19 protein-coding genes and 5 pseudogenes are annotated in these 24,204 nt (G+C 32.4%); 1 reads left to right on the top strand and 23 read right to left on the bottom strand.

Annotated features, from left to right (window positions below):
* Positions 1-313: 313 nt before the first annotated feature.
* The 14 genes and pseudogenes from B8869_RS08650 to B8869_RS08585 form a co-directional block, all read right to left on the bottom strand.
* Complete coding sequence (locus B8869_RS08650; RefSeq protein WP_084231236.1) at positions 314-970, bottom strand: DNA-binding protein; 657 nt, start codon at positions 968-970, stop codon at positions 314-316.
* 43 nt (positions 971-1,013) lie between these two features.
* A pseudogene (locus B8869_RS08645) lies at positions 1,014-2,387 on the bottom strand (helicase-related protein); the annotation flags it as partial.
* An 88-nt stretch (positions 2,388-2,475) separates the two neighbouring features.
* Positions 2,476-4,126: pseudogene (gene ltrA, locus B8869_RS08640) on the bottom strand (group II intron reverse transcriptase/maturase).
* Between the two features lie 69 nt (positions 4,127-4,195).
* Positions 4,196-4,333 (bottom strand): hypothetical protein, encoded by a 138-nt coding sequence (locus tag B8869_RS11785; RefSeq protein ID WP_002841132.1) that lies wholly within the window; start codon positions 4,331-4,333, stop codon positions 4,196-4,198.
* Positions 4,334-4,827: 494 nt separating this feature from the next.
* Positions 4,828-6,447 carry a recombinase family protein gene (locus tag B8869_RS08635; RefSeq protein ID WP_084231235.1) on the bottom strand — a complete coding sequence of 540 codons (1,620 nt, stop codon included), beginning with the start codon at positions 6,445-6,447 and terminating at the stop codon, positions 4,828-4,830.
* 78 nt (positions 6,448-6,525) lie between these two features.
* On the bottom strand, positions 6,526-6,687 hold the full coding sequence (locus B8869_RS08630; protein WP_084231234.1) for a recombinase RecR: 162 nt from the start codon (positions 6,685-6,687) through the stop codon (positions 6,526-6,528).
* A gap of 59 nt (positions 6,688-6,746) precedes the next feature.
* Positions 6,747-7,601, bottom strand: coding sequence for an ATP-binding protein (locus B8869_RS08625; RefSeq protein WP_084231233.1), 855 nt, complete (start codon positions 7,599-7,601; stop codon positions 6,747-6,749).
* A gap of 133 nt (positions 7,602-7,734) precedes the next feature.
* Complete coding sequence (locus tag B8869_RS08620) at positions 7,735-8,490, bottom strand: phage replisome organizer N-terminal domain-containing protein (protein WP_084231232.1); 756 nt, start codon at positions 8,488-8,490, stop codon at positions 7,735-7,737.
* Between the two features lie 91 nt (positions 8,491-8,581).
* Positions 8,582-9,652, bottom strand: a complete 1,071-nt coding sequence (locus tag B8869_RS08615) for a PDDEXK nuclease domain-containing protein (RefSeq protein WP_084231231.1) — start codon at positions 9,650-9,652, stop codon at positions 8,582-8,584.
* Positions 9,653-9,829: 177 nt separating this feature from the next.
* Positions 9,830-11,530, bottom strand: a complete 1,701-nt coding sequence (mobQ, locus tag B8869_RS08610; RefSeq protein WP_084231230.1) for a MobQ family relaxase — start codon at positions 11,528-11,530, stop codon at positions 9,830-9,832.
* A 409-nt stretch (positions 11,531-11,939) separates the two neighbouring features.
* A complete protein-coding gene (locus tag B8869_RS08605; protein WP_084230708.1) occupies positions 11,940-12,359 on the bottom strand; it encodes a hypothetical protein in 420 nt (139 codons plus the stop codon).
* 879 nt (positions 12,360-13,238) lie between these two features.
* Positions 13,239-13,568 (bottom strand): hypothetical protein, encoded by a 330-nt coding sequence (locus B8869_RS08595; protein ID WP_144017979.1) that lies wholly within the window; start codon positions 13,566-13,568, stop codon positions 13,239-13,241.
* A 42-nt stretch (positions 13,569-13,610) separates the two neighbouring features.
* Positions 13,611-13,970 carry a hypothetical protein gene (locus B8869_RS08590; protein ID WP_084231228.1) on the bottom strand — a complete coding sequence of 120 codons (360 nt, stop codon included), beginning with the start codon at positions 13,968-13,970 and terminating at the stop codon, positions 13,611-13,613.
* A gap of 141 nt (positions 13,971-14,111) precedes the next feature.
* On the bottom strand, positions 14,112-14,345 hold the full coding sequence (locus B8869_RS08585) for a helix-turn-helix transcriptional regulator (protein ID WP_084231227.1): 234 nt from the start codon (positions 14,343-14,345) through the stop codon (positions 14,112-14,114).
* Positions 14,346-14,725: 380 nt separating this feature from the next.
* Between B8869_RS08585 and B8869_RS08580 the strand changes: the two genes are divergently transcribed.
* Complete coding sequence (locus B8869_RS08580; RefSeq protein ID WP_084231226.1) at positions 14,726-15,535, top strand: helix-turn-helix domain-containing protein; 810 nt, start codon at positions 14,726-14,728, stop codon at positions 15,533-15,535.
* A 115-nt stretch (positions 15,536-15,650) separates the two neighbouring features.
* Here B8869_RS08580 and B8869_RS08575 read toward each other — a convergent pair.
* The 9 genes and pseudogenes from B8869_RS08575 to mobQ (B8869_RS08530) form a co-directional block, all read right to left on the bottom strand.
* Positions 15,651-15,929: pseudogene (locus B8869_RS08575) on the bottom strand (VirB6/TrbL-like conjugal transfer protein, CD1112 family); the annotation flags it as partial.
* Positions 15,930-15,939: 10 nt separating this feature from the next.
* The gene (locus B8869_RS08570; protein ID WP_000504425.1) at positions 15,940-16,086 is read right to left on the bottom strand and encodes a Maff2 family mobile element protein; all 147 of its coding nucleotides are present in this window, start codon (positions 16,084-16,086) and stop codon (positions 15,940-15,942) included.
* A 104-nt stretch (positions 16,087-16,190) separates the two neighbouring features.
* Positions 16,191-18,050: a group II intron reverse transcriptase/maturase gene (gene ltrA / locus B8869_RS08565; protein ID WP_084231224.1), complete on the bottom strand. Its 1,860-nt coding sequence runs from the start codon at positions 18,048-18,050 to the stop codon at positions 16,191-16,193.
* Between the two features lie 721 nt (positions 18,051-18,771).
* Entirely contained in the window at positions 18,772-18,903 is a 132-nt protein-coding gene (locus B8869_RS08560; protein WP_000394205.1) for a Maff2 family mobile element protein, read from the bottom strand.
* Between the two features lies 1 nt (position 18,904).
* Positions 18,905-19,219: a single-stranded DNA-binding protein gene (locus tag B8869_RS08555; RefSeq protein ID WP_084231223.1), complete on the bottom strand. Its 315-nt coding sequence runs from the start codon at positions 19,217-19,219 to the stop codon at positions 18,905-18,907.
* Positions 19,220-19,422: 203 nt separating this feature from the next.
* Positions 19,423-19,941, bottom strand: coding sequence for a ClbS/DfsB family four-helix bundle protein (locus B8869_RS08550; RefSeq protein ID WP_084231222.1), 519 nt, complete (start codon positions 19,939-19,941; stop codon positions 19,423-19,425).
* A gap of 40 nt (positions 19,942-19,981) precedes the next feature.
* Positions 19,982-21,456: pseudogene (locus B8869_RS12115) on the bottom strand (VirD4-like conjugal transfer protein, CD1115 family); the annotation flags it as partial.
* Between the two features lie 158 nt (positions 21,457-21,614).
* Positions 21,615-22,619, bottom strand: coding sequence for a DMT family transporter (locus B8869_RS08535; protein ID WP_234989819.1), 1,005 nt, complete (start codon positions 22,617-22,619; stop codon positions 21,615-21,617).
* 54 nt (positions 22,620-22,673) lie between these two features.
* Positions 22,674-24,134 (bottom strand): annotated as a pseudogene (gene mobQ, locus B8869_RS08530) (MobQ family relaxase).
* Positions 24,135-24,204: the final 70 nt, after the last annotated feature.

The following is a 24,204-nucleotide window of genomic DNA, read 5'->3' as shown; positions in this document are numbered from 1 at the left end:
GTTTTCTCATCCTAAGCTCCTTTTGAAATTTAAAATCCGATACTATTTATTATATGGAATGTGATTTTCTTAATTAGATAAAGACTATCCACTAAAATTATACATTAAATTCTATTGCTAATTACAAATTTTAATGTATTGTAATTTTTTTGTGTTTGTATTTTAACTACAGTATTCAATAATATTATAGACATATTAAGATTTAAATTCAGCTAACTTTTGTGTATTAATATCTATGATAATGATATAACATCATTATACAGTCTATTAAAATATAGCAAAAAAATAAAGGCAGTCCTAAGACTGCCGGTATTTACCTCTCTGCACCTTTGCTATGATCTTTCTTATTAGATTTAGTTTTATCGTCTGTCTTAAAGCTTTTTATTTGCCCTAATATGGACTTTTTATCTTTATCTTGACTCTTTACTTGTTCTTTTGCTTTTAATAGCTTAGAAGACAAAATACGAACATTCTTATGTTCCTTCCCATTGTTATCAATACTTGTTTTTACTTGTCCAAATATTTTAACAAAATCTCCTTGCTTTAAGTTCTCTAAATCTTTTGTCTTATCTCCATAGGCTGAACAATTGGTATAAATTTTATTCCCATCGTCATCTTTTGAAACAATTGAAAAGTTGCTTACCTTAAACTTTTCTCCATTAGCATTTTCTCTTTCAAGATTTTCTACTTGACCAGCTATATTACCCACGAGATTTATAAGGTCGTCTTTTTCTTCAATATCACTGGCATTTTCAACAATCTTACCTTGTTCTTTCATATCATCAATCATATAGTCAAAGTCATCACTTAGTAGACCTGTTGTGTCATTGTTCATATATAAAACATAGATTTCTTCAAGTGCATTTTCATCATTAATACCTTTTTCTATACTCACAAGTGCTTTTATAAAGTCCTTGTAGTTATCATTCATCATTTCTTCTAAGTTTTCTCTAATATCTTTATATTCCATATTTTCCTCCTTGTACTAAATAAGGAGAGCCTTTAGCTCTCCTCTATCTTTCTTGTGCTTTTTCGTTTTTTTCTTGATTTTTATCTTTTTCTTCTTCTGATTTAAATTTTGATATTTGTCCCAATATTGATGGTTTCTCTTCTCTTGCGTGAAGATTAGCCTCTACATCATAAGTTGATTCAAAGTAATCACTATCTTTAAAATCATTGTCATACCTATCTGGTATTCCGTCATTATCGAGGTCTTTGGAAAGCGGATCATAGAAGTTGCCTTCATCATCAATATCAAGTCCAAGTGCCGCCCTTAAATCTTCGGAATCAACATAAACTAAATCGCTAAAAGAGGACATTTCTATTTCATTTTTCATATTCCTTAGAGCTTCATTTTCTCCTTTACTCTCGTAATCAAAGCTCTCTGTTTTGATAGGAATATCATCAATGTACTGCGTCCAAGTTTTCTCCTTTAAATCAAGTTCATATTGAATGCCATGTCTTTCATCCGGTGTATTGGTATAGGCGATACCGATATGCTTTAGGTCAGGATACAAGGTATTAAATTCATCATAGCTATGATTTTCTTCATACTCCCTGTTACAGAAATCAATGATTGCCCTTTTTACATCTTCAAGTAATGGATTAGGATTTTCTTTTTCTTCCACTTCTCCCATATCAAGTAGCTTGTTTAATTCTGCAAGTCTTAATACTTTTGTCTTTAGCTCATCTGCTTTTTCAAAAGGCTTTGTTAATTCTTCTTTTGCATTTTCCAGTTGTTCCTTTGTGCTAACAAGTTTTTCTTCAAGACGATTTAACTTTTCTGGCATTTTATCAATAGTATTGTCTAATCTTGTAATGTTACCATCCGCACTTGTACCAAGCTCTCCTGAATGCTTTGCAGCACCTTTTAAAGCGAAATTATGCTCATTGGTAAAGAAGTTATAGCTTACCTCTAAGTCCATATTTCGGTACTGTCCTATAACCTTACTTTCATTAATTTTTACACCTTTAATCGCTTCTAAGAGCTTTTCTCCAGCTATCTTTTTATCTCGAATTATCTCGCCATTAATCGTGATAGAGGTGAATTTATTTTCACCACTTCCTTGTGGCTGGACATTTTCTATATCATTTTTCACTGCTTCAATTAGCTTTTCAGTCCTTGCTATTTCTTCAGGATATGTCTTTGCAACCTTATCCTCTAATCTATAACGGTTGGACTTGTAGTTTGCCTCAAGCATTTTAAGTTTCGTAACTTCATTATCCAAATCCATCTTTTCTTTTATCTTTGGATCACCTGTGGCAAGAGCTTTAATTTCTGCATAGTTTAATGAACTTTCGTCCACATCTTCTGCAACACGAACAGGAGTCTTTGAAGTCATAATCTGAGAAATGAACTTCTGCTTATTTTCTATCGTCTGGTCGAGTAGGTCGGGGATATTACTATCCCTTTCCCCTCTAAGAACCGTGCATGAGAGTTTCCCCTCACACGGCTCAAGTTTTTATAAGCCCTAATTAAAGAGCCAGCGTATTTTCTTTATCATTTATATGCAATTTTCTATGACACCAAGGGTGTACTAATGTTTTAAGGGTAATATTGTTCTGAGTTGTTTGATGTACTCTAAAGTCTGTATCAATAGTTATTTTCTCTCCACAAACAGGGCATATTCCATTTTGCGTCTTATACAGTCTATTTATAACTGTACGTCCTTTAAGTTCGTTTCGTATTTTTAACTCTTCTCTTTCTTCAAAGTATATTTACCAATTTTCATCAAATGGATTTGCTTCAGCTTGTATCTTGGTAAATCTTTTAATATCAGTGTCTGTGGTATATTTAAGACGAAGATAGTATTTCTCTCCATTTTCCATTCTATCGCCAGTTGCTACACTGAAAGTCCAAGTTCTATTTCCAATGGTATGGAAGTATTTCTTAGCTATCCATTTTCTTCCTTTCTTTGGGTGTCGACGAATACACCAATCCCATAAACATTTATATATTTCATAGTCAAGTTTTTCAAAAGCTTTAGATGAAACATTATATTTCTGATAGTTTACCCAACCTATAATGATTGGATTTAATTTTCTAATCAAAATTTCTTGTTTCATTGACGGATTATCTTTTATGATTCGTCTGATTTTATCGACAATAGCCTTGAAGTTCTTATCAGATGGTTTTGTAAGCAACTTATCTTTATACATCCTAATATTAACTCCAAGAAAATCAAAACCGTCATTTATGTGTGTTATGAGTGTCTTTTCCTCTGATAATTCTAAACCTCTTTCAGCCAAGAATTTTACAATGATTGGCTTTACACCATTTTCAAGCAATTCTGCACTTTCCCCTGTAACGATGAAATCATCTGCATATCTAACAAAGTTAACCTTTGGGAAATATGTTTTCTTATTTACTGTTCTTCTATGGTATTTCTCTTTGATTGCTTTTTCTAAACCATCTAATACCATATTGGATATAATAGGTGATATTGGCGAGCCTTGGGGACTTCCTGTTTCTGTTGGAAATAGTTTTTGTTTTTCTATATATCCACACTCAAGCCAGAGTTTTAATAATTTCTTATTCATTGGGATATTATTTAATATCCATTCATGACTTATATTATCAAAACAACCTTTTATATCTCCTTCAAGTACCCATTTTGCAGATTTCTTTTTATTAAGCGATGTAAAACACTGCTCGATAGCATCTTGTGTACATCTTTTTGCCCTAAATCCATAAGAATTAGGGTCAGCAGTAGTTTCTGCTATGTAGGGTTTGCATTGCTCTATCTGTCATTGTAGGAATGCTGAGAGGTCTTTTCTTCCCATTTTTCTTTGGTATATACACTCTTTTAAGAGGCTTAGGTTTATATCCTCTTAAATTTAACTTTTCTATCGCCTTATACTTTGCCTGTGATGTTAGCCATAATTCACCATCAACACCACTTGTTTTCTTGCCTTGATTTTCAGTTACCCTCTTAATAGCCAAGGCTTTTGCATAAAATGAAGTTGTGAGTAAATGTTGTAAGGATTTTACCTTTCCGTATTTACTCATTTTCCACGCTTTCACAATACGCATTTGTAGTTTTTTAACATAGCTTTCTGCTAGAGAAAAGTCTATACTTTCCCAGTTTTTAGCTCTGTTAGTAGTAGCACACATTTTACTGTTCATTTGCCTTCTCCTTTCAAAAATTCTACAAGTTCTCTTGTGATTAAAAACCAAATGGAAGTCTGCACTCTTTCAAGTTAGGGCAAATTTTGAACCCCTATCCATCTCATTACAAGATGGCATTCGCTTTTTCCATTCTCCTTTACCTGCACCATTATCAGCATTTCTTACGATTTGCCTTGCCTTTTGGCAATAGTACAGGCTTACCATGTTTCACTTAATTAACGTTGATAACTTAGGCTCTACCTCTCTGCCGGTAGTCTTTTTGTCCGTGTAATCCCACTGTGGAAAGGATTATCCGACTACACACCATTTTGGTTCAGGCTTATCAGCAACTTTAGCCTGTTCACCTTAACGACATTTATCAGTAGTTCACATATGTTAGCCATATTATCAAGCCTCGCTCCCTAACCACCTTGTTGCTGGCAGTTTCGGTATTCCCTCACGGTTTTGCCTCAAGTAGGGCTACTTTAATATCGGCTTACCACACCTAAGTGCAGTCGATACTCGGCTCAACTAACGGAATAGTTGGTTTGGTCATTTTGCCAAACAGTTAAATTAAGCGACTTCATGTCGCACCCACAAATAAGAATCAAAGGTATTCTCTGTTACATATCTAAAGATATTTACCTTATCATTTTCATTACCTTGACGAACAATTCTACCACTTCTTTGCTCTAAGTCAGTTGAACAGTCCTAAGTGGCTAATCCAATTTTCCTATAAATTTATAATGTATCTCTACACTCTGTTTCAGTTCTCCATCGACTTCTTCCTTGTCATATACATATATCTTGTCTATAACTTGGTTTAGAATGTAGCTATTTAATTCTTTTACTTCTGCAAACTTACTAATCTTATCTATAAACTGTTCGCAGTTTTCTTGTGTTTGTGTTACTACCTTTATCTGTTCTTCAAGCAAATTGATTTCATCAAGTAGTTGGTTTTGCTTTTTAGACAGCTTATCATTCATAAGGTTAAAGTTACGCTCTGTTATATTCTCATTTAGCCTGTCCTCATAAAGTTTTTCAAAGGCTTTATCTAAATCTTTTAGATTTTCTCTATCAAGATTTAATCTTTGTGTTTTATCTCTTCTTTCATCAACCTTATCTTTATCTATCTTTTCTGCAATCTTTAGTACAAAATCTTCTCTACTTGATAGTGCCATCTTTCCATGATACCCAATATCTTCAAGAACAATGTTGTACAAATCTCTTGCATTTATTCTATGTGATGAACAAGCATTTATTCCATGCTTTTTATAGCTTGAACAAGAGAAATGAACAAAATCCATTGTTTCTTTTTTATTTAGCCTATAATCTGCCTTTGGTGTGAGTGCATAGCCACAAGTAGGGCATTTCACTAAACCTTTGAAGATATTATCATAGGTAATACCGCTTTTATTATTACACTTTCTCTTATCAATCATATCCTGTACCTGTTTCCATACTTCCTCACTGATAATTCCCTCATGGGTATCTCTTACAAGGATATATTCGTCCTTTGGAATATATAACCTTTTGGAAGTTTTAAATGATAGAGTAGGTCTTTTGTTTCTTGCCATATTCCCACAATAGACTGGATCTCTTAAAATACTAAGAACCATTCTATGTGTCCACTTGTACTTATTTTCTTCGGATAATCCATATAACTTATCTGCATTTTCCGTAAAACAACTTGGTCTTGGTATTTTTCTTTTCATCAATTCCTGACTGATAAGTTGTGTTCCTTTACCCTCTAAACAAAGCTCATAAACTAACTCTATGATATATCTAACTTCTTCATCAATGATTAGCTTATGTTTGTTGTTGGGATCTTTTAAAAAACCAAATGGTGCTTTTGAGCCGATATATGTCCCCTCTCTCATTCTACTTTGAATGGCACTTTTTACTTTCTTGGAAGTATCCTTTGCGTACATTTCATTTAGAATGTTTTTAAATGGCATAATATCATTTTGATTGCTATTTAATGTGTCTATACCATCAGTTATTGCAATATATCTTATATTCTTTTGTGGAAAGTACATTTCGATATATGCTCCACTTTGAAGATAGTTTCTTCCTAACCTTGATAAGTCTTTTGTTATAACACAATTTATTTTTCCGTTTTCAATATCAGTAATCATCTTCTTAAATGACGGTCTATCAAAATTCGTACCTGAGTATCCATCGTCCACATAATAATCGTATATAGATATATTTTCTTTTTCCGCATACTGCTTTAGCATTGCCTTTTGTGAGTAAATACTCATACTTTCGTTAGTATTTCCATCATCTTTTGATAATCTGCAATACAAGGCTGCTACATATTTTTTAGTCCTGTTCACTTTTACTCTCCTTTCACAAAACAGGACTATCTCAATATGCTTATTATATCAAAACACTCCTGCATATTCAACTGTTACTTACGCTTGCGTTTGTTTTCTCTTGTTATCTACCTCAATATTTTTATCTACAATATGTTCAATTACATTTTCAAAAACTTCTTCAATCGGCTTTTTGCCTACATACACTCTTTTAACTTCAAATTTAACTTGTCTATGTTTTTTATTTCTGTCTGTATTCATTAAAATCTCCTTTCCTTGCAATAAAAAACGATTAGAATTTTTAACTTTTCTAATCGCTACTACTCATCTATTAAGTTTTGTGCTTTTTTTATTTTCTCTTTGCTTTGTGTCTTTCTTCGGTCTATTCCTGTTACCCTTAAAGGTAAGCACATTTCTATTATCCTTGAGTAAATTCTATTTAGCATTACATCATCTTGTTCAGCTTCAATATCCTTGAAATTAAGGTTTGTGGTTATAATGGTTGGTCTTTCCTTTAGGTATCTTGCATTGATTACATTGTATATCTGCTCTAATGCATATTCTGTATTTCTCTCTATTCCAAAATCATCAAGTATTAAAAGTGTCGGACTTGTTATACTTTCGATATACTCATTTCTATCTAGGTTAAAGCCACCTTTTTGTAAATCGTTTAATATCTGGGCAAAGTTTCTCATTTTTACAGAATAGCTATATTCACTAATGATGGCATTAGCTATTGAACAAGCTATATAAGTCTTTCCACTGCCTACATTTCCATAAAGTAATAAGCCTGTATTATCTTTTCTCATTTCATCAAAGTATTTTACATAGTTCTTTGCTTTTCTGATGATGTCCTTATCGGTATATTCATCGGCATTTTCAAAGGTATAAGCTATTTGATTTCTTGAGATAAAACAGTTTCTTCTAAGTCCATCTTGTTTCATAAGTTTTTCTCTAATTTCTTCCTGTTCTTTTCTGTCCCTATCACATTTACAAGCTGATCTAGGAATAAATAATGTATTGTTAAAAAACGGAATAGGTTTGCCATCTATTCGCTCATTACAAGTCTTGCAATAGATATGTCCATCTTTTTCGTAGTGTTTTTCTTTGTTGTAGGTAAAGTCTGTACCTTGAATTTTTGTAGTTGTCATATTTTTATTCTCTTTCTTATCCATAGTTTTTATTCTCCTTTGTTTTTCTAAAAGGCATATAAGGCGTTTTAAGGCTTATTTTTATCTTATCCATAGTTCGGATAACTATTTTATGATTAAAGCTCTAAAAACGCCTTTCCACCGTCCTATATGAGGTTTATAGGCTGTCGCTGTCCTCATAGTTGGTTGAATAGGTTCTGCCATTATTTTTCTGTGATAGTTTTTCCTTGTCCTGTTGATACCAATTAATGATTGTTACATAGTGATTTTTATAGGTCTTTCTACTGCTTTCAATATATCTTGATAATTTATCTATCATTGTGTCTGTATGACCTTGTAGCTTATCCTTTAACTTTTGGTATTCTTCATCAGTCAAAGAGATATTTTTATATTCTCCATAAGGAGTTGGGGGCAGGATTTTGTCCTTTTCTATCTCTCCCTCTTTCTCTATCTCTATATCTATATCTATATCTATCTCTTTCTCTATCTCTTGTCGGACATTGGGTAGACAGTTTGAGGACATTGTCCTACCTGTTAGCTCTTTTCTTTGCTCCCTATATTTTCTTTTCTTACTTGCCCAGTCTGTTTCAGAGCCTATCAGTGCCGGCAATTCTGTAAGAAAATATTCATCTTCAGCTATAACTTCTATCAAGCCTACTCTTTCTAAATACTGCAAAGTTATCATAATGTCATCTTCTGTTTCATCTATTACAAGGGCTAATTCTTTAGCAAAGGTTTCATCTACCTTTTCAAAATATAGCTTGCCCTCATCTCTTAAACTTAAAAGTAGTAGCTTCAAATAGATAATCGTATATGTTCCTCCGGCTGATATTTTTCTAAGTCTTCTCATACGAATATCTGTAAAAAAATCTTCTTTTAGCTTTAACCAATAATATCTCTTGTTTTTACTCATATTTTTATCCTTTCCTCAAATAAAAAAAGGACGATAGTTTTTACTTCTACCGCCCTTGTAAGTGTGTGTATATTTTTCATTCCGTTTTTTACTAATTTAATTCACTTTCAATTTCTTCTATACTTGGCAATGTTCCCCTAAAACTTTCTGGAATTAAATTTGATAACTGGTACTCTGATATTCCAATAGGTTCTTTAGAGCTTTCAGACGCATATTTTGCTAATATATTATCCTTTGTCTTGCAGATTAAAAGACCTATTGTTTGATTATCTGCCTCACCCTTTAAAATATGATTTACAGATGTTACATAAGTTCCAAGTTGCCCTATATCCGCAGGTTTAAACGCAGAAATTTTTACTTCTACTACCACATAACAATGCAATTTTATGTTATAGAACAACATATCAATAAATTCTTCTGAACTACCAACCACAAGTCTATATTCTCTACCTACAAAAGCAAAACCTGTTCCAAGCTCCAATAGAAACTTTTGTATATTATCCATCAAAGCATCTTTCAATTCTTTTTCATCATAATTTTGCCTAATAGCTATAAAGTCGAAATTATATGGATCTCTAGTTATTTCTTCTGCAAGTTCGCCCTGTGTTGATGGCAAATTACTTGTGAAGTTTGTAATTGCCTTTCCTTGTCTATCGAACAAATCTGTATCCAAGAAATTAAGTAGCACAGCCCTACTCCAGTTATTTTCCAATGTTTTTGAAATAAAGAAAAATGCTTTATCTAAATTGCCATCACATCTATCCATGATATACCTTTGATGTCCCCAAGGCACGCTAAAAATCATTTCAAAATTTCTATCAATTTCAGATATCTGTAAATCGTCCACAGGCTGTGGACGATTTAGCGAAGAATACATTTCAAAGAATTTTTTCATATATTTTAAGTTAGTAACAGAAAATCCTTTCACATTTGGAATTTCCTTTTGTAAATCAGAACTCAATTTTTTATAAAACCCATTTCCCCATTTGCTTTCTGCCTGTAAGCCTATAATTTCTTCCCCTAAACTATAATAAAACTTTAGCATTTCAGAATTAACAGAAACAGCCGCTTTAAGTTGCCTATCCTTATATGAACTTTTTATTTTTTCAAGCATTTGTAAATACTCACTATCGCTTATGATAGTCAAGTCTTTTTTGTCCACTATCACCACTCCTATCTCTTATCTTTCCCACATTATCACACCAATTGTGCGATTTTTACAGTTCAGAATCTATTTTTTCACCACTATTACAATTTGCTTACAGGCTATAAGCATATTCGTTTATTACATTTATCAAATCCTAATTGATATAATTATACCAAAAATATATGCTTTTTTCTATCTCTCAGTTTCCTTATGGCTATGGTCTTTCTTTTTATAATGCTCTTTTGCCCATGCCTTTTGTCTATCTTCTTTTTCAATCTGCTTTTGGAATTTTTCTAACACCATCTTAACACTTGGCTTTTCTCCTCTTACGATTGCCTTTTGGTAGGCTATCTCTATTTCAATATTGATGTCTATATCAAATTCTTTGTTTACTTCTCCTACAAGATATTTAATATGGTTAATCTGGTCTACTTCTTTTTTAATATCTTTCTGATAAAAGCTCAGGTGGGATATTTCTGTTTGTAAGTCTGATTTAATTTTTTCCCATTTCTTTATTTCAATCGTTTCACTTCCGGTAAGTTTTTTCACAATGGCTTTTGCTCTTTTATATTCATCTATTTCCTCTTTATGAGAATGATAGTATTCTTCTTTACTCGCTCCGGCTATTTTACTGAAGATTGAATTATCAGCTCCTTTGTATTTATCATAGACCATTTTGTTTTCTTTTATGATTTTTGCCTGTTTCATTAAGGTATCAATATTCTTAATGGCTTTATTGCAATCAGAAATTTTATCTTTGTTATTTTTTAGCTTTATAGCGACCTCATCTTTCTTTAACTGTATATCCAAGATGGTTTTCAAGTTGTTATTTCTCATAAAGGCTAAGGCGTGCATATGTTTATTACTATCAAAGTGTTCTTTTCTTTCTCTATTGTTGTAGCTTAAATTCTTAGACAGTTCCTTTTGTATTCTATAATAGGTTTCAATATAGGAATAAACATCAAAAAGGTCATGGGATAGATTATATTCTTCCTGTTTTTCAATAGAATATTTCCCCATAGCACTTTTTACTTTCCCCCATAGGCTGATGAAAAACTCTTCTGCTTCTTTTAGTTCTGCCTTTAATTTTTTAAATTCTTTATTGATGGCTATGATAAGTCTGTTTCTATTTCCTCTTTCGGTTTTTATTCCTTTTTTCTCCATTTGATAGCTTGCTGTTCCTAAATGTATTTGTGGCAGTTCTTCTCTTCCTTGTTCTTCAAAGGTGCGTGGATCTATTCTTTTATCTATATGATTTTTCTCTAAATATTCATTTGCCTTTTTAGAAAAGTTTTCTCTCCACTTTTTTGCCTTATCAGGTTCATTCCAATCATTTAGATTTACTTTTCTTGATTTATAGTTTCCACTTTTTAATTTTATCTTTTCTCCGTTTTCATCAAGGATATATTCTTTTCTGCATTTGGGTTTCCATTTTCCATGTTCATCAATTTCTCTAAGTGTAAGTAAGATATGGGCATGAGGTTGTTCTTCATTATCGCTTGCTAAAGGATTATGGATATTACAATCTGCTATCATTCTTTTAGAAGTAAAATTTTCTTCAATAAATTCACTGATGAGTTTTATCCTATCTTCTTGATTTAATTCTCTTGGAAGTGTAAAAAGTAAATTTCTTGCAAGCTGTGAGTTTTTGCTTTTCTCTATTTTTTCTACTTCATTCCATAAATATTCCCTGTTTGAAAATTTTTTAGGAATATGTTCAGGCAGAAATATTTTTGAAAATACAAGGTCTTCTTTTTTAGAATAGTCATGAACTTTTCCATAGTGTTCATCGTTTAATTTATCTCTTGCATTATATGCAGCTTTTGCAATTACGCTTGCTCCTTTTGACCTTGTGACTATATCTACATGGGTATGCAGATTTTTTATTTCCAATATCATCACTCCTTTCATTGCTTATATTTGTGCATAAGAAAAGCAGATAGATTTTTCTTAATATCTTTCTATCTGCTACTCTTTATCTAATATTGAATTGTTATTTTTAATATCTTTATGATTGTAGGTATCTTCGCTCCCTTTTTCAAAGGGCGCAAAGATACACCGACTACATTCGGTGCTTTGCGTTCTGCCGAAAGCTTGTCGCACAGCTCAAGGAAATAAAAACGCTAAAGCATTTTTATTTGTTCAAGGGGACTACTCCCCCTTAACCCTCTGTAAACTTTGTTTCTTACTGATTAGAAATCAATAAAAAAGCAAAGTGTTTCTCTTTTCTACACTTTGCATAATCAATTTTCGTATTCCATTTTCATAAAGAGACTACTCCAATTTTATATTTTTATCTTTTTTAATCTTCGCTTTCTAAAAACTTATCTTCGATATTGGTATCGGTAGTTTTAGCTTCTGCATACTCTAAGCCGGCATTTTCATCATTTGGATTTTCTGTTTTCTCAACTTCTGTATTGTCGATTTCCTGTTCCCTCAAATGAATTTCTGTAAGCTCTTTTAATTTTTCTCTATTCCTGTTATCCGATAATACATAGTCTAAAAAGGCATAAATTAGATCATTATCTGTATCTTCTTGCCTTCCTGTAATTTCTCTTTCAAAGGCTTCAAACACTCCACCTTTTTTCACTTTTCTTTGTGTATCTGCACTTCTTTTAAGTTTGCTTATCTTCTGATTCAGTTGCTTGGCTCTATTTTGTGCCTTCTCAATTTTATTATTTTCTTTTTCCAATTGTTCTATTGCTTTTTCTAATTCTTTCATTTTTCATTCCTCCATATTTGTATTTTTTTCTTTTTCTATAAAGAGAAAGATTAAGCATCTTTTTTGACACTTAATCTTTCTAAGTTTTTAGATTTTATCTTTTAATATCTCTCTTAGTTTTTCTAAAAATTTGCCCCTCCTTTTGGTGATTGATTGATAACTTACTTTTTTTACCGATTGACCTTAGGCTTTCTTCTCTGTAGAAGATAGTTTCCATTAACTCTCATTCTTCTTTTGCCAATATAGCTAATGCCTTGTTTAGTTTTTCAATTTGAATGTTTACTTCTACAATTTTTTCTAAGTCTGTTTTTTCATCTATGATGTTATCTAAAAATGTCCATCGCGATCCAGTACTGAAAATGATATAGCATTATGCTTTTTCTTTAAAGATACTTTTCATACTCTATTATCTTCCTTCGTTTACAGATACAGCTTTGCCTTTTACATAAAGGTAATATATTCTTTAGCAATTGTATTATCTTCCTTTTACTGTTCTCTGTTTTGTTTTCTGAGAATAAAAAAGGAGGACTTCTACATTTTGACGTAAAATATCCTCCGATTACAATAATTAAATTACTTCTTATAGTATGGTTCTTTATTTAATTGTTGGTTTTGATTACTTAAAATTCTTTACTATAGTTTTCACTTTTTAAATCTTCGATTACTTAATATAAATTTTACTTTGCATGTTTTTTTCTGATATCTACATTTTAAATAAACCATATACTTAATTTAACAATGGTAATCATCCTGTATTTTAGGTGTAATACAGATAGGTTAGATTATTTTATTTAATCATATTAAATATCACTTGATGAAAAAAAAACAAAACCAACAATACTGTTATCAGAACCACTACTATTGTCATTATTTTTTTCATTATCTCACCGTAAATGTAGTTCTATTATAGACACTTCCTGTTATTTCTATTTGATGAGAGCCATAAGTCAATCCAAGAGTCTTATGAACAAATGCCCATGTACAATATTCAATGTGGTGTGCAACTCTTGTCCCTACTCCGTATGTTGAGTTATCGTCCCACGAAAAGTTTACTAATGGTAAAAAATTCGATGATATCCATATATTTGCATGATCAATTGATCTTATCGAACTTCCATTGTGTCTGTAGCGTAGCTCTCCACTATATTCAAAAACTTTCAGTCCGAAAATTGAAACAGATTTTGAGCCTGTTGCAATTCTTGACTGCATATAAGCCCTCTTTGCAGAAACATCATTGTACACCTTAACCTCTTAAGTATTGGAAACCACTACATCTCCATTTTTAAAAGTTACATAAGAATTGTTATCAGAAAGAGCATTAAGTACTTTTAAAGTCAAATCTGAATCATTAACATAAGAAATAAATTTATCCTTTTTTTCTTGGCTTAATTTTTCAAATCCAATTAATAATTCTTTTGCTCTAACACCATTAACATCATCATGATTGATTTTTTCTTTCATAAACTCTCTAAATGATTCTATAGTAATATCATTTCTAGCTACATTTAGATTAGTTTGTTCTTGTGCAAAAACACTATTGTACCCCATCAACATAAAACACATCACAAATATCAATAAAGATGTAAATACTTGCTTAAATATTTTTTTCATGCCATTTCCTCCTATTCTACTAAGTCAAAATTTACAATAGTTATTTACAGTCCAATCTCCGTTTTTATACCTCTGAGGATTCTTATGATTACTCATAACACTGCCTCCCTTTTTATATATGTAACAAATAACCATTATTGATTATTTTTCACAATTACAGTCTGAACATCTATACCTACCTGTATCATCCAAGTCGAAAATTTTATATATACAAACACCCAGAGTATTTGCTATATCATTTGCTGCTTTTAATGTAGGTGTAGTCTTTCCTGTCTCTATTTTATTTATACTTATTCTTGATATTCCAACCTTTTTGCCCAGTCTATGTTGAGATAAGCCTAAAGGTTTTCTATATTCCTCAATTCTGTTTTTCAAAGTTCTGCCCTCTCTTATTTTGGTTAATATAAGTTAACCAAAATTGTTTTTCTTTGTCAATAGTTTTCTTTAGTTGTAAATAATTTTTTATTTTTTCGTCGGTTACACCTGATATAGTTCCTACCCCTGAATCTCACAGCGATGTTTCGTTCTACTTGGTAAGCTCATATCATCGCCTACTTCCCCATAGATACATATCCTTACAAACCGCTCATTTAGTTTTCAAAGAACATCTGTAAATAGGATATTGTATTTTTGTGCCTATTCCCGTATGGCCTTAATCTTGGAATAGTTCATTTTGTTCCCACTTTTCCACGATTGTGGAAATGGTATGATATAATATTTATTGAGAATATTTTTTATCAAGAAGGTTATATATTATGAGGTGTAAAATAACCTTACAAGAACTCTTAAAAGATTTAAGAGTTGCACATAATCTAAATTTAGAGGAACTATCTAGTCTTACTGGTATTTCTAAATCTGCACTAGGTAATTATGAAAATGATGATTACAAAGAAATTAACCATGGTAATTTAGTTGTTTTTGCTAAGTTTTATAATGTTTCTACGGACTATTTGCTTTGTCTTACAGAAAATAAAAATCACCCAAATACAGAACTTACTGATCTACATTTGAGTGATGCTATGGTTGATTTGTTAAAAAGTGAGGTCATCAATAATCGCCTGCTTTGTGAAATTGCTACACACGATAAGTTTAAGGAACTTATGGCTGATACAGAAATCTTCGTTGATGGTATTGCTACTATGCGTTTTAATGACCTAAACACTTCTCTTGAAAATGTCAGAACTGAAATTATCAGTCAAAATCCAGATATAGAAGAGGATGTTCCACTAAAAACTCTCTTGGCTGCACAGGTAAGTGAGGAAGACTTCTTTTGTCATGTTACACATAAAACTTGGGATACTATACTAAAAGATATTCGTAAAAATCATGAACATGATATTGATAGTATTCCCAACGATGACGACATTTTATCCATACAGAAACTCAATCAAATTATGAAATCCTCTGGAAATAGTATAGATAAATATATCGAGGTTTTCTGTAATTCACTTGGGATAAAATATAAAAGAGTTTCTGAAAGTGAAAAGGAATCTTTCAGAAAACTGCTTAAAAAATCTCCTGCAATTAAAAATTCAGGTATCAGCTTTAGGAAAAAAAAAAGATAATTGCATATTCTTTACTCCAGTTATTTAATTTTAATAATCGTAAATAGGCTTGATATTTTGTATTTTATATTTGAGGTTATTCTGTATTGGAATAACTTCTCTTATAGAATACAACATCATGCATATTATTCTTTTGCATAACCATATTTATGAGTTCAATACATAAAACTGCTGTTATGATAAGACCAGCTATTGGAACAATCACATTATCATTAATGTTTTTTATGAAGTTATATACTTCTCCATTCCAACCCATTGGTGTTTTACCAACATCAGTTGCAATAACTCCTACCTTGTCATTTATATCTAAGAACATGGACTCAAGATTTGCTTTGATACCTCCGAGTAGCATATCCTTAAAAAATTCAGTTAGCTTGTCAAAGATACCAAACATAGACTTTCTCCTAATTTAAAGCATTTGCAAGCAGTGGAATTAATTTAATACCGATTAGTACAATTCCTCCACCAGCCATAAGCTGCTTAATACCTTGAGATTTTGCACCCGATAGTGATAGGTAATCCTTTGATGTAATCTCCGGATTTTCCCCCACTTCACACCGTGCATGCGATTTTCACCGCACACGGCGTTCCATCACAAGAAAGATTTTCACGTTTTAACTAAGACTTACACACTTCGTAACAAATTATTTTTTCTCTAAATTAGTGGCAATTCTGCCACTTTTCTAAGCTTATTACATTTCTCAATCTGCTTGACTGTTAAGCCAAGCTCTATTATATATTTTTGGATTGTATCTTCTTTTGTTGCATGGATAAGTATATGAACTGCTTCTGTAACAAGAATTAAGTTGCTGTAACTGTCTGTACCGCCTTGTTCAAGCGGTATTTTGTGATGGCAATGTATATCGTTTGGTGTAAGTTTTACACCTGTTACTCCACATCTGCCATATTGAGCTGCAAAGAGCGAGATTCTGTTGTCTGCAAACTCTATACTCTTATCAAGTACAGGATGTCTCATCAACCAAGCAAGTGTATCTACATCAATTTGCAGATTTTTATGAATAAAAGCTCTACCCTTTACAGTGTATTTATTTACAACCTTTTTCTTGTGTTTTGCGTCCTTTGTCCTAATATATCCAACTGGAATTAGCGGATGTCCATTAAGGAAGCGAAGCTGTTTACTTTTTCCATATTTTTCTTTGATAAATCCTTTGTTTACTGTTCCACTGGTTTTAATATCAAGTCTGTTGTTCATCTGCTTTTTAATGTGAAAGGCTATTTTAGCAAAGTCCAGACTCACATTTGTTGCTATTTGGTAATAATTATGCAAGCCTGAAACAGTGGCATTATACTTGGCTATTGCTTTGTACTGCTCCTTTTCGTTTGCAGGTCTTTTTATATCCGCAACACATTTAGAAATATTTTCTTTTGCCTTTTTCAGTGCCTTATCACTTATATGCGACTGTACAACAAACTTTTTGCCTTTTGATTTAACCTTCAGCTTGAAACCTAAGAACTCTGAATACCTTTGTTTCAGATTTGTTATTTTAGATTTTTCTTCACTTACATTTAGTTTTAATCTGTCTTGCAACCATTTTGTAACTGCCTGATAGGTTCTTTTTGCATCGTAGTAATTACGGCAAAATATCTTAAAATCATCAGCATACCTTACAATATATATTTCTTTTAGGTTGCTTGTTCTTAAAGCTCTGTAAGTATGGCTTTTTATCTCTGTTCCTTGACGGTTTGTTCTCTGTTTATATGGATAATGCGTGGGCATTGTCAGCCATTGAGAGGATACCCACCAGTCAAGTTCATTTAGAACCACATTAGATAATAGTGGCGATAATATACCGCCTTGTGGTGTTCCCTTTGTCGGTGTAATTACCTTTTTATCAGGCATAACTATGTCTGCTTTAAGCATTTCCTTAATGATACAAAGTAACTTTTTGTCTTGGATACCCAAATTCCAAAGTTGCCTTATGAGCTTTGCATGATATACGTTATCGAAAAACCCTTGTATATCAATATCAACTACATAGTGTAAGTGCTGTATCTGCATTAGTCTTGCACATTCTGCGATAGCGTGTTCCGTACTCCTGTTAGGTCGAAACCCATAGGAGCTGTCATGAAACTTGGCTTCGCATATCGGCTCTAATATTTGCAAGATACATTGTTGTACAATTCTGTCTACAATAGTCGGTATTCCTAAAGGTCTGATTTTCCCGTTAGGCTTTTGCATTTCCACTCTCTTTACAGGGCGTGGTTTATACCAATGAAACTGTTTTTGTATGAGAGAAATGTATTCTTCTTCATTTAGCCTTGATAGATGTTTTATTGTTCTGCCGTCTATCCCAGCCGTATGACTGCCTTTGTTTCCTTTGATACTACGATAGGCAAGTTTAATATTTTCTCTTGAAGTTATCAGCTCCATTAAATTTGAAAATACTTTATTCTTACTGCTATCTTCATATAAATCATCAAGGACTTTTTGCAAGTCATAGTACTCCGTATAACGGATTTTGCTTTGTTTCAGTGTTTGTTTCGAAGTGGACACAGTCACCATCTCCTTTCGGATTTGATTTTCTTTGTCATACTCGAAGCTGTGTTTGTCTTAATTTCAGTTCTTGTACTTTCCTGTGACTGGTGGCTATCCCTCCACGAACTTATTATTTTCGCTTCATAGGTACTGTGCCACCGCTTTCACCAAGACAAAGAATAGTTATATGCTGTTTTTACAGTCATTTTCCCATTCAACACTTCATTAGCATTAGACTGCTTCTGTGTTCTTGGCTTACCACGTTCCGACAATCTTATCTTTGAATACGTTTAGGTTCTTCCTCTAAGCCTGTGTTTAGTTTCCACCATATCGCCTGTAACGATATATGGATTTTCATAACAACCATTCTTACTCATCCACAAACACCCCATCTTTGATGGGAATTGCCGTTAGGCAAATTCAAATGTTTAGACTTGTACATTCGGAAGTACGTCAGTGCTTTGGTATACACATTCTCACCATGCGTATTCGACACCCGGCATATAGGTAGCACCGTCCACCTCTGAACAGCTTTCGTGTCTGATGTTAATATCAGTCTTACGGCTACTCTCTGCCGACTTCACCGAGCTTTTGACAATTAAATAGTCTAATATTCATTGCCAATCGGAGTATCAGTGTAGGCATTTCAGGGCGTTACCCCTTCATTCTACCTATCAGATTGCCAGTTCTCCTAAGTTTTGAACTTTTAGTCCTTCGACTTAGCGCATAAGCTTTTCACTTATGAACGTGTCGCACGGTTATCATTACCATAACCTTCCATTAAGTTAATAACTCCCCATGCTCCTAAACCTGCACCAATTGCAGTTACAAGTGTCTTTAAAACTCCAACTCCAGCTGTAAAAAATTCCATATTATTCCTCCTCGTTTTCTTTCTCTTTATTTTCTATTTTGTTTAGTGATTTAACTATAAAATTCTTGTATACCTTATCTCCTTTTTTGTTTTCTTTGAAATATCCAAAGACATGGATTAGATCTCCTTTTTCAAATTTTTTTACAATTTCTACCTTTTCTCCATATACTGAGCAATTTGTATATTCTTTGCCCTTTCCATAATTTTTAACAAGAGTAAAATTTGCTACTTGAACAGTTTCTCCATCTTTTTCAAATTCTGAAAATTCAGCTTCCTTAACTAAATTCGCTTTAATATTTATCATTTCTCTATCCATCAATTTCTTCTCCTTAATCTGTAAATTTCAATTAAAAAAGCGACTGTACTTATATTTCAATCGCTAATTGTCTTATATGTTAAATTGTTTTGTGGGACTTCTTATCCTTACCATTTTAACCTCCTAATTTTGAGTATAAAAAAAGACGATAGAGTTTTTAATTTCTATCGCCTAATTTGTTAGCAATTCTATTTGTTAAGCACTTACAACGCTAACTTCTTCCATTTTCTAATCTTTGTTCTGAACGTTCCAAATGGTGCTACTGTGTTTACATGGATAAATTTATAAACTTCCCAAGTTGCGGTTTTTGTTGCTTCATCTGCCCATTTTCTCATATGCGGTTTAAATAATTCTTCATCTGTTAATTCATCTATCAAAAGATAAATATCTTCTATATTTTTTGTGAGTTGTTCTTTTAGTTCCTTTAACGATTTATTAGCATAGGTATCAGTGAACCACTCATATAATTCTCCAAGTTGATTCCACTTAAATTTATCAGATGGTGTTTTAACATCTAATCCATTTTTCTCATCTTCTTCCCATTTTAAAACTAAAGCAGTCCAACCTACTTGATAGGCAAGATTTTCCGCTGGTGTCCTATCAACTTCTTCTACTCTTTTATCTTTTAGTTCTTCTGGTATGGTGTCAAACTCAGAAATATATTTTTCAAAAGTTTTATTTATCTCATTTTTTAAGTCTTCCTTACTTTCATATGACCTCATAAATATCTCCTTTAGATAATTATACTAAATTTCAATTCTATTAGATATTGATTTGTAATTTTGTAATAATACTGTTTCTTTTTATTCTTATCTTACCCCTATTTGTTAAATACTCTTCCACATCAAACAAGTTTTTCTTATCATAATCTTCCAATAACTTGTAATTCTTATGCTTTGTAATATCGAATTTATCGGATAAAAAAGGTCTTACTCCTCTTAACTGATAAATACACTTACCACCATTCATTACAGTTATTTCATCTTGGCTCATAAGTTCCTTACCAGTCTTTTGGTAATTGAGTCCAAAAGATTTCTGGTTGGATCTTGTTTCTGATGTGTTATATAAGTCTATGGTTTCTTTTCCTAAAGTTTCTGATAACTCTTTAAGTGTTGTTTTCTCCTTTCCGCCAAGAAATAAGGTGCTATCACAGTTACCGACAATGGTATCAGCATTGTCCTTGTAGATTGCCTTTAGCTGAGATTGTGCCTGCAAGATAATACTTGCTGAAATCTCTCTGCTTCGGATTGTTGCAATCAATTTCTCGAATTTAGGAATTAAGCCGATGTTGGCAAACTCGTCAAGCAAGCACCTTACATGAACAGGTAATCTTCCCCGTATTCATCATCTGCCTTATCGCAAAGTAGGTTAAATAACTGCGAGTACATAATAGACACCACAAAATTAAAGGTATCATCTGTATCAGAGATAATAACAAAGAGTGCTGTCTTTCTATCTCCAAGGGTATCAAGCTCAAGTTCATCTTCTTTCATCAAGTCCCTAAGCTCTTGAATATCAAAAGGAGCAAGCCTTGCACCACATGAAATAAGAATAGACTTTGCTGTTTTTCCAGCAGCAAGTTTGTACTTTTTATATTGCTTGACTGCAAAGTGTGTAGGCTATTTCTTTTCCAATGCTTCAAATAGCCTATCAATGGGATTCATATATGTTTCATCATCTTCTCTGACTTCTGAAGCGTCTATCATATCCAATAGTGTTGCAAAGTTCTTTTCTTCTTCTGGTGCTTAATAATAAATGTAACCGATGAGAGCAGTGTAATAGAGCTTCTCAGCCTTTACCCAAAAATCTTCTCCTGCCTTTTCTCCATCTCCCTTGGTGTTGGCAATAATTGTTTGCACAAGTTTTAAAATATCTTTTTCACTTCTCAAATAAGCAAAGGGATTGTATTTCATAGATTTTTTAAAGTTTATTGTATTTAAAATCTTTATGTCATATCCATTTTCATAAAGCATTTTTCCACACTCTAACACAAGTGTCCCCTTAGGGTCTGTTACTACATAAGAAGAATGCATTTGCATTAGATTTGGCTTTACATAAAATCTTGTCTTACCTGATCCAGAACCACCAATTACTAATACATTTTTATTTCTAGCGTATTTAGGGTTTTTAGGTCTTGAGTTCATTGTTAGTCTTTCGGTATTAGTTATAAGAACATTGTTTTCAAACTTAGGGTCAATGTATGGAGCAATATCCTTGCTTTCTCCCCAGGAAGCGTTTTGTCAAGTACCTTTTTATATTTATGGACGCTCTTTCTGTAAGGCGTATTAACTTTTAAGCAAAGAAAAACAGTAAACCTTTTTTGATTCACTGTTTCTCTTTGTTGTATTATGCTTATTTCTTAACGGTTATATAAGTTAAGCCATTTTCCAATTATTTATGTGTTTACATGAGAATGACTGTGTATATGCATAGGGTTATATATAAAATGTCTATGCTCATGCGAATGTACTACTTCTCCGTGCTTATGCTGGTGGGTATGGATATATCCATTATATATTTTTTCGTTACCAAGCGTATCTTTTATCATAATCAATGTGCTGATTATCATAATGCTGAGGGCGATATAAAATTGTACTGTTGGTCTTTCACCCAAAATAATAAAACTAAATCCCACTCCTAAAAATGGTGCTATAGAATAAAATGTACTTGTTTTTGCTGCACCCAAGTTCTTTTGTGCCATAATATAAAAATTTATACTTAAACCATATACCACAAAACCAAGTAACATAACCGCAAGTATATATAGTATTTCAGGTAGATGTTCTCCAATGATAAATGCAATAGCAATACTGCCAATCCCCGAGAAAATTCCTTTTATTAACACAATTTCCTCAGAACTTTTATCACTTATACTTCTTGTACAATTATTCTCAATCCCCCAACAAATACAAGCACATAAAACAAACATTGAACCTTTATTCAGTGCTAATGCTTCCATTCCCTCAAAGCTAAGAATTACGCTTGATAGAAGTACAAGCACAATAGCAATCCATAATCTTTTAGAAATTTTTTCCTTAAAAATCAAAAGGGCAATGACCGATGTTGCAACAATTTCAAAGTTATTAATTAACGAGACATTAGCAGAATTTGTATTGGCAATTCCAAACATCAGAAATATCGGTGCTGCTATATCAAGAATAACCATTGCTATTGTATAAGGTAAATCATTTATATTAAGCCATTTTTCATCAGTCAATTTGTTTTGAGTTTTCTTTATTCCAAGTAATATTCCAATACCAACACCTGCTCCTAAATACAAAAAACCGGCAAGCATTGTCGGAGACACATTTTCTATTAATATTTTCGATATGGGTACATTGATTGCATATAATGCTGCTGCTAATATTGCAAAAAATGTAGCTGTTTTATTTTTACTCAATGTCAAAGACTCCTTTCTATCTTCTTTAATATTATACCATTTTTTCACTTAGTTTTATAGGTCTAACTCATTCCGCTTTACCTGTGATAGTTGCTTTTCTTGTACCTGCAATTGCTCTATACAAACCTTAACTTTTTCGGTCTGTTCTACTTCTTCTCTTATCTCTAATACTTGATTGTATAAGCTCATTTTCTCTTTCTTCAAGGTGGCAAGTTCTGATTTCCATTTGCTGATGGCTAAGGTCTTACTTTCTCCTAAATGCTTTTTCAGATGTTTCTTGGCACTTTCAAATAAAATGAGTTCTGCCGTATGCTCGTTATAAAAATCTTCCTGTTTACTTTTCTTTGTCTTGATATAGGCTTTGTAGGTGTCTTTATACTTCAAATATTTTTCTGACTGGTCGATGAGTTGTGTTTTTTCATCAATCTTCTTTTCGGTGTCTTTTAAGGCTCTTGTAGTCTTATAATTCTTATCTCTAAGGATAACTATATTTTCTTTAAGCTCGGATAATGAAGTAATGTTTTTCTCTTTGAGTAGCTGATAACTTTCAATATATTTCTCTAAATCTGCATTATTCTTATCTGCATTTTTATGGATAAGATTTTCAAAAACTGATAATAGATTTTCTTTTGGGGGGAGGGTGGATTTTATATTTTCATTTTCTGTTTTTTCTTCTTTCCCTATTCCCCTTATCCAATTTAGTAATGCCTTTATTCTTCTTGAAATTTCTCTTAAAATCGCATTTTAATGTTTGATTTCTCGGTTGATATTTCCTCTATCTGTGACTATGCCTTTCTTCTCCATTTGTGTTGCTGATACTCCTAAATGAATGGTTGGGATTTGCTCTATACCCTGTCTTTGGTAAGAACGATGATCTACTTTGTCCTGTATGCTGTTTTCTTCAAGATATTTGTTTGTAATGTCTGCCCATGCTTTTCGCCATTCTTCCGCTTTGTCTTGCTCGTTCCAATCTGTGGTATTTATTTTTCTTGTTTTGTAATTACCATTTTTTAGTTTTATCTTTTCTCCCTTTTCATCAAGGATATATTCCTTTTTTGATTTTGCTCCCCATGTTGTATCTTCATTTAGTGGTCGCATAGTAAGTAAGATATGACAATGTGGGTTTCCGTCATTTTTATCATGTAGGGCAATATCGGCACACATACCGACTTTTACAAAATTTTCTTTTACATATTCTCGTACAAGATTTATTTGTTTTTCTCTGTCTAATTCTTTGGGTAAGGCAACTTCAATTTCTCTTGCAAGTTGTGAGTTTTTACTTTTTTCTATTTTCTCTACACTGTTCCATAAAACAGAACGGTTTACAAATTCCTGTGGTGCATTTTGTGGTAAAAGAATTTCTGTATGGGCTATTCCACCTTTTCTTGTAAAGTCATGGACTATGCCGTCATATTCGTTTTTTATCTTTTCGCCACTTCGATAGGCGGAAGCTGCTACTGCACTTTTGCCTTTGCCTCTTGAAATAATCTTTATGCAAAGATGATATATCGCCATAGTCAAAAACCTCCTTTCGTTTTTCTGATACTTTGATGTGGCGATAGATAAGACTTCCTAAAAAAATCGG

Origin of the sequence: Peptoniphilus asaccharolyticus DSM 20463 (assembly GCF_900176115.1) — a bacterium.
Classification (GTDB): Bacteria; Bacillota; Clostridia; order Tissierellales; family Peptoniphilaceae; genus Peptoniphilus; species Peptoniphilus asaccharolyticus.
This window is presented reverse-complemented; position numbering and strand designations above follow the sequence as displayed.